6 protein-coding genes and 1 pseudogene are annotated in these 6,384 nt (G+C 72.9%); 6 read left to right on the top strand and 1 reads right to left on the bottom strand.

Annotated features, from left to right (window positions below; genetic code table 11):
* Positions 1-104: 104 nt before the first annotated feature.
* Positions 105-1,547 (bottom strand): c-type cytochrome, encoded by a 1,443-nt coding sequence (locus Q8X39_RS17665; RefSeq protein ID WP_305751004.1) that lies wholly within the window; start codon positions 1,545-1,547, stop codon positions 105-107.
* Positions 1,548-1,851: 304 nt separating this feature from the next.
* On the opposite strand from Q8X39_RS17665, the gene minC reads away from it, so the two are divergent.
* From minC to Q8X39_RS17635, 6 genes and pseudogenes are all read left to right on the top strand, one after another.
* Positions 1,852-2,640, top strand: coding sequence for a septum site-determining protein MinC (minC, locus tag Q8X39_RS17660; RefSeq protein WP_305751003.1), 789 nt, complete (start codon positions 1,852-1,854; stop codon positions 2,638-2,640).
* Between the two features lie 70 nt (positions 2,641-2,710).
* Positions 2,711-3,526: a septum site-determining protein MinD gene (gene minD, locus Q8X39_RS17655; protein WP_305751002.1), complete on the top strand. Its 816-nt coding sequence runs from the start codon at positions 2,711-2,713 to the stop codon at positions 3,524-3,526.
* 4 nt (positions 3,527-3,530) lie between these two features.
* Positions 3,531-3,794 carry a cell division topological specificity factor MinE gene (gene minE, locus Q8X39_RS17650; RefSeq protein WP_305751001.1) on the top strand — a complete coding sequence of 88 codons (264 nt, stop codon included), beginning with the start codon at positions 3,531-3,533 and terminating at the stop codon, positions 3,792-3,794.
* A gap of 188 nt (positions 3,795-3,982) precedes the next feature.
* Positions 3,983-4,330 carry a hypothetical protein gene (locus Q8X39_RS17645; RefSeq protein ID WP_305751000.1) on the top strand — a complete coding sequence of 116 codons (348 nt, stop codon included), beginning with the start codon at positions 3,983-3,985 and terminating at the stop codon, positions 4,328-4,330.
* Between the two features lie 78 nt (positions 4,331-4,408).
* Positions 4,409-5,035 (top strand): annotated as a pseudogene (locus Q8X39_RS17640) (beta/alpha barrel domain-containing protein); the annotation flags it as partial.
* Between the two features lie 170 nt (positions 5,036-5,205).
* Positions 5,206-6,345, top strand: a complete 1,140-nt coding sequence (locus Q8X39_RS17635) for a CaiB/BaiF CoA transferase family protein (RefSeq protein WP_305751011.1) — start codon at positions 5,206-5,208, stop codon at positions 6,343-6,345.
* Positions 6,346-6,384: the final 39 nt, after the last annotated feature.

Here is a 6,384-nt window from a genome sequence, read left to right as displayed (position 1 = left end):
GGCCCAGAGGCCGCTCGGGATGCCCGAGCCGGTCCGAGGCTTAAAGATACAAGGCGGGCTGTGCCCGGATCGTCCGGCGTACCCGCCGGACGAGGGGCTCCATCTCACAGGCCGTTGGCCTTGGCGATGTAGGCCGACAGGTTCAGCTTGTCCTGCGCCGTCAAGGTGCTGGCGAAGAAGCTGTGGGCCGACTTGGACAAGAGCGCGGCTTCCAGCCCGGTCAGCGTGGCGGCCTTGGGGACCGGTGACGAGGTCGCCGAGCCGTGGCAGCCGGCACAGGTCGCGGCGAACTTGGTGCCACCGACCGTGGTGTCGCCGACAGGGGCCGGTGCCGGAGCGGGCGCAGGGGCGGGGGCGGGGGCGGGTGCCGGAGCAGGTGCCGGAGCAGGCGCAGGAGCAGGAGCCGGAGCCGGAGCCGGAGCCGGAGCCGGAGCAGGGGCCGGAGCAGGGGCCGGCGCGGGTGCAGGTGCCGGAGCAGGGGCAGGAGCCGGTGCCGGAGCGGGAGTCGGCGCGGGCGCCGGAGCAGGCGCTGGGGTGGGAGCCGGCGTCCCCGTCGGGGCGACCGCTGTCCAGGTGCCGGCGTCGCCGGTGCGGCTGTCGGTGAAGCTGCCGGCAAGGCTGCCGTCGGTGGCCTGCTGGCCGGTCAGGACGATGCTGTGGCCGGTCCACGAGAAGCGCAGCGTGACGGCGCCGGTGGCGCTGATCCTGCCGCTCACCTCGACCTTGCCGCCGCGGCTGCTGCGGGTCGTGCGGGCGCCGTCATCGGCATCCGACAGGCTGTCGTCGAGGGCGCCCTGCAGCCCCTCGGTGGCGTCGCGCATCGCGCGGGTGAAGGTGGCGATGGCCGCGCGGGTCGCCCGGGCATCGCCGCTGCTGGCGCGGATCGAGCGGTCGAGCTGGCCGCTCAGCGCGCGAACCTGGCTGCGGTAGGCCTCGCGGGCCGTGCTGGTGGCGCCGGACGTGCCGGACGTGTCGCTCATGCGCGCGGCCAGCACGGTGCTGGCCGCGATGGCCGGCACGAAGCGGCCTTCCAGCCGGGTGGTGCCGTCGGCGCGCACCTCGCCGCGCAGCATCAGCGCCCCGGTCAGCGAGGTGCCGGCGCCCGGGCCGGTGGCGATGGCCGCGCTCAGCGTGTACTGCGTGCTGGTCCACTGGATCGCGCTGTCGTCGCGGTCGTCGTGGCTGTCGTTGTCGTTGTCGATGTCGGAGGTGCCCTTGCCGCTGCGCAGCGTGCGGCTGGCGCCGCTGGCCGGCGTGGTGCTGGCGTCCGCCGCGCTGCCGGCCGCGCTGGCGATGGCCGAGCCGTCCTGCAGCGTCACGCTCAGGCCCTGGGCGGTTTCGCTCAGGGCGACCGCGCCGGTGCCGGAGCCGGTCGTTCCGGCGCTGCCGTAGGTCGCGCCGTCGTTGCCGCCGCCGCAGGCGCTCAGCATCGCGACGGCCAGCGCCAGGGTGGCCAGGCCGAGCGCCGGACGGGCGATCGGTCGGCGGGCGTCCGGTGCCGCAAGGGCAGGACGGGGGCAGGCGACGGGGGTGGGGCGGTGGGTCATGGCGGGTCTCCGGGGATGCGACGGGCGGATGGATCGGTTCAAAGCCGCAGCGGGAACAGGCCCCTGGACACGGCATGGCTCGCATCTTCGGCAGGGCCACCCCCACCGTCGCGGGTTTGCGTCCGGGCCTTACCCCGGTCACCGGCGCAGGGCGCCAGTTAGCTTGTGCTCACCTTCTGTCATGCCTGAGCCACAACCCTTGCGGCCCCTGAAAGCGGTGTCCGGGCGTGACGGAGCGCGAAAAGCCTGCAAGGACACGACGGCTAAACTTCGCCGGCCCCAGCTGACCCTCCCGAATGGCCCCATGGCCGTCACCCACCGCCACCCCCCCGCCGCACCCGCGCTGCTTGACCTCAAGAGCGCCGTCCTGACCCTCACGTCGCTGTGCGTGCGCAGCGCCGACCTGTCGGACCTGCGCCGGGAACTGGACCTGCAGACGGCCGACGCGCCGGGCCTGTTCGATCACGATCCGCTGCTGCTGGACCTGGGCCCGCTGGATGCTGACGACGCGGCCCGCCTGGACCTGGCCGAGCTGGTCGAGATGCTGCGACGCCACCGGCTGCTGCCGATCGCCTGCCGTGGCGGCGGCGCCGAGCTGCAGGCCCGGGCCCGCGAACTGGGCCTGGCCGAAGCGCCGGCCGAGTCGGGCATGCCGCGCGCCGCGGCGGTGGTGGAGGCGGTGCCCGAAGAACCGCCCGAAGAACCGCCAGAACAACGGTCCGCAGCCCTCGACGCGGGCCCCGCCACCGCACCTGCCACGACCCTGGTGATCGACCGCCCGCTGCGCTCGGGCCAGCGGGTCTATGCGCGCGGCGGTGACCTGGTCGTGCTGGCGGTGGTCAGCCACGGCGCCGAGGTCATCGCCGACGGCAGCATCCACGTCTACGCGCCGCTGCGCGGCCGGGCCATTGCCGGGGCCCGGGGCGACGCCGGCGCGCGCATCTTCAGCACCTGCCTCGAACCGCAGCTCGTGTCCATCGCCGGCACCTGGCGCACCTTCGAGACGCCGCTGGGGGCCGACCTGCAGGGCCGTCCGGCCCAGGTGCGGCTCGACGGCGAACGCCTCATCGTCGAACCCCTGAAGCAGCGCTGATGTCCTGCCGAAGCCGGCACGCTGCCTTCACCGACCGAACCCACTGAACCCACTGAAAGGATCCCACCCGATGGCCAAGATCATCGTCGTCACCTCCGGCAAGGGCGGCGTGGGCAAGACCACGACCAGCGCCAGCTTCGCCTCCGGGCTCGCGCTGGCGGGCCACAAGACCGTGGTGATCGACTTCGACGTCGGCCTGCGCAACCTCGACCTGATCATGGGTTGCGAGCGTCGCGTGGTCTATGACCTCATCAACGTGATCCACGAGGAAGCCAACCTCAACCAGGCGCTGATCAAGGACAAGCAGTGCGACAACCTGTTCGTGCTGGCCGCCAGCCAGACGCGCGACAAGGACGCGCTGACCCAGGCGGGCGTCGAGCGCGTGCTGATCGACCTGGCCGAGATGGGCTTCGACTACATCGTCTGCGACTCGCCGGCCGGCATCGAGACCGGCGCGCTGATGGCCATGCACTACGCCGACGAGGCGCTGGTGGTGACCAACCCCGAGGTCTCCTCGGTGCGCGACTCGGACCGCATCCTCGGCATCCTCTCGTCCAAGACCCGCCGCGCGATCGAGGGCCGCGAGCCCGTGCGCGAGCACCTGCTGATCACCCGCTACGACCCGAACCGCGTGCAGGGCGGCCACATGCTGTCGCTGGAGGACATCCACGACATCCTGCGCATCCCGCTGATCGGCGTGGTGCCGGAATCGCAGCAGGTGCTGGAGGCGTCCAACCAGGGCCTGCCGGCGATCCACCTGAAGGGCAGCGACGTGTCCGAGGCCTACAAGGACGTCGTCGCGCGCTTCCTGGGCGAGGACCGGCCGATGCGCTTCATCGAGGCCGTCAAGCCCGGCTTCTTCAAGCGCATGTTCGGCGGGAGGTGATGCGATGAGTCTTCTTTCCTTCCTGCTCGGCGAGAAGAAGGCCACCGCCAGCGTCGCCAAGGAGCGCCTGCAGATCATCCTGGCGCACGAACGCGCCGGCCGCGGCGCCAGCCGTCCGGACTACCTGCCCGCGCTGCAGCGCGAGCTGGTCGCGGTGATCTCCAAGTACGTCTCGATCCAGCCCGAGGACATCAAGGTCCACCTCGAGCGCCAGGACAACCTGGAGGTGCTGGAGGTCAAGATCGAGCTGCCCGACGTCCTGCGCTGAAACAGCGCCGCTGTCTCCTCGCTGATTTCCCCTTTAGGGTCGGACACCCGGACCGATAAACGGGTCTGGTGGAAGGGCTGGCACCGACGAGGTCATCGCAGCGTGGTCGGTGCAGCCGCGGCGGGTCGCACCTTCCCCTGCCGACCCCCAGCCGACCCCCAGCCGACTTCACAGACGAGACACCGGACATGACCCAACTCCTCATCCTGACCCTGCTGAGCTGCGTCGCCATGGCGCTGACGCAAGCCGCGATCGGTGCCTTCTTCCCGAGCACGCACCGGCCCTGGTGGCATCCGCTCCAGCGCGCCGGGCGTCCGGCAGCCCGCAGCGACGCGGGCATGCACAGCTCCGAGCTGCCGACCCTGCCGGTCAGTGCCGACGATCTGCCGGCCGCGCCGGTCGCGCCGACCGCGCTGCAGGTGGTCGAGACCCACGACCGCCGCAGCCAGTCGCTGCCCTTCGTCGGCCGTGACCGCCGCCTGGTCGCCCAGGTCAAGGCGGCCGAGACGACCCGCCGCACCGGCACGCGCGACTGAGGCACGCGCGACTGACGCACGCGCGACTGACGCACGCGCGACCGAGGCGCGTCTCGGGGCCGCCGAACGCGCCGCCAGCCGCTGTCGGCCAGCCATGCCCACAGCCTGGCCAACCTGCGCCGCACGCCCGACGAGGCGGTGGCCGAGGTCGGCCGCATCCGGGCCGCCCGTGACGCGGCCGGATCGCGCTGCCTGATCGAGGTCGGCCTCAGCACCGCCTTCGGCTGCACGCTGCAGGGCGAGGTCGACGAGGACGAGGTGCTGCGCCTGGTCGAGGCCGCGCTGGACGCCGGTGCCGAGCGGGTCGGCCTGGCCGACACGGTGGGTCATGCCGATCCGCGCCAGGTCATGCGCCTGTTCGAGCGCGTCCGCGCCCGGGTCGGCGAGCGGCTTTCCTGCGCCCATTTCCACGACACCCGCGGCCTGGGCCTGGCCAACGCGCATGCGGCCTGGCTCTGCGGCGTGCGCCGCTTCGACGCCAGCGGGGCGGGCATCGGCGGCTGCCCGCATGCACCGGGCGCGAGCGGCAACGTCGCCACCGAGGACCTCGCCTACCTGTTCGCCAGCATGGGCGTGGCCACCGGCCTGGACCTGCCGGCGCTGCTGGCGCTGCGCACGCGCATCGCCGGCTGGCTGGACGGCGAGCCGCTGCATGGCAGCATCTGGCGCGCGGGCCTGCCGCCCAGGCTCGTCGCACGGACCTGAGCCGGCCGGCGACCCCGCCACCGGGTCCGCACACCCCAGCCCTTCGCCCCCGACCCCACGCCATGTCCGATCCGACCGCCTTCCCCCGGCCTCCGGCCGAGACCGACGCCCTGTCGCCGCACCAGCCGCCGCAGCCGCTGGCCGGCCTGCGCGTGGTCGAGTTCACCCACATGGTCATGGGCCCGACCTGCGGCATGGTGCTGGCCGACCTGGGCGCCGAGGTCATCAAGATCGAGCCGCCCGGCGGCGAGAACACCCGCCGCCTGCTGGGCGCGGGCGCGGGCTTCTTCCCGATGTTCAACCGCAACAAGAAGAGCATCGCGATCGACCTGCACGTGCCCGAAGGCGCCGAGGTCGCGCGTCGCCTGGCCGCCAGCGCCGACGTGGTGGTCGAGAACTTCAAGCCCGGCACCATGGCCAAGTACGGCCTGGACCATGCCAGCCTGTCGGCCGTCAACCCGCGCCTGATCTACGCCAGCCACAAGGGCTTCCTGCCCGGTCCCTACGAGCACCGCACCGCGCTCGACGAGGTCGTGCAGATGATGGGCGGGCTGGCCTACATGACCGGCCGGCCGGGCGATCCGCTGCGCGCGGGCACCAGCGTCAACGACATCATGGGCGGCCTGTTCGGCGCCATCGCGGTGCTGGGCGCGCTGGTCCAGCGCGGCATCACCGGCCGCGGCATGGCGGTGCAGAGCGCGCTGTTCGAGAACAACATCTTCCTGGTCGGCCAGCACATGCTGCAGTACGCGGTGACCGGCCAGCCGGCCGCGCCGATGCCCGCGCGCATCAGCCCCTGGGCGATCTACGACGTCTTCACCGTGGCCGATGGCGAGCAGATCTTCCTGGCCGCCGTCAGCGACGCGCAGTGGTCCACCTTCTGCGATGCGCTGGGCCTGGCCGACCTGAAGGACGAGCCGGCCTGGGCCACCAACAACCTGCGGGTGCAGGCCCGGCCGACGCTGCTGCCGATCCTGCGCGAGCGCCTGGCCACGCGCCGCGCCGACGAGCTGAGCGCGGCGATGGAGGCCGCCGGCCTGCCCTACGCGCCGATCCGCCGGCCCGAGGACCTGTTCGACGACCCGCACCTGCTGGCCACCGGCGGGCTGGCCGACATCCGCCTGGCCGACGGCGACAAGGCCGGCGAGACCGTCAAGACCACGCTGTTCCCGATCACCCTGGACGGCCAGCGCCTGGGCGTGCGGCTGGACCCGCCGCGCCTGGGCGCGCACACCCGCGAGCTGCTGGCGAGCATCGGCTATGCCGACGGCGACATCGACGCGCTGATCGCCTGCGGCCGGGTCGGCTGAGGACCGACCCGGCGCGCCGCGCCCTCCGACTTTCCGAGA

Source organism: Leptothrix discophora (assembly GCF_030705305.1).
Classification (GTDB): Bacteria; Pseudomonadota; Gammaproteobacteria; order Burkholderiales; family Burkholderiaceae_C; genus Sphaerotilus; species Sphaerotilus discophorus.
This window is presented reverse-complemented; position numbering and strand designations above follow the sequence as displayed.

What these genes read in the sequence shown, in the direction of transcription:
- Q8X39_RS17665 (WP_305751004.1), bottom strand. Translation starts at nt 1,547, where the DNA reads ATGACCCACCGCCCCACCCCCGTCGCCTGCCCCCGTCCTGCCCTTGCG.
- minD (WP_305751002.1), top strand. Translation starts at nt 2,711, where the DNA reads ATGGCCAAGATCATCGTCGTCACCTCCGGCAAGGGCGGCGTGGGCAAG.
- minE (WP_305751001.1), top strand. Translation starts at nt 3,531, where the DNA reads ATGAGTCTTCTTTCCTTCCTGCTCGGCGAGAAGAAGGCCACCGCCAGC.
- Q8X39_RS17645 (WP_305751000.1), top strand. Translation starts at nt 3,983, where the DNA reads ATGACCCAACTCCTCATCCTGACCCTGCTGAGCTGCGTCGCCATGGCG.
- minC (WP_305751003.1), top strand. Translation starts at nt 1,852, where the DNA reads ATGGCCGTCACCCACCGCCACCCCCCCGCCGCACCCGCGCTGCTTGAC.
- Q8X39_RS17635 (WP_305751011.1), top strand. Translation starts at nt 5,206, where the DNA reads ATGGTCATGGGCCCGACCTGCGGCATGGTGCTGGCCGACCTGGGCGCC.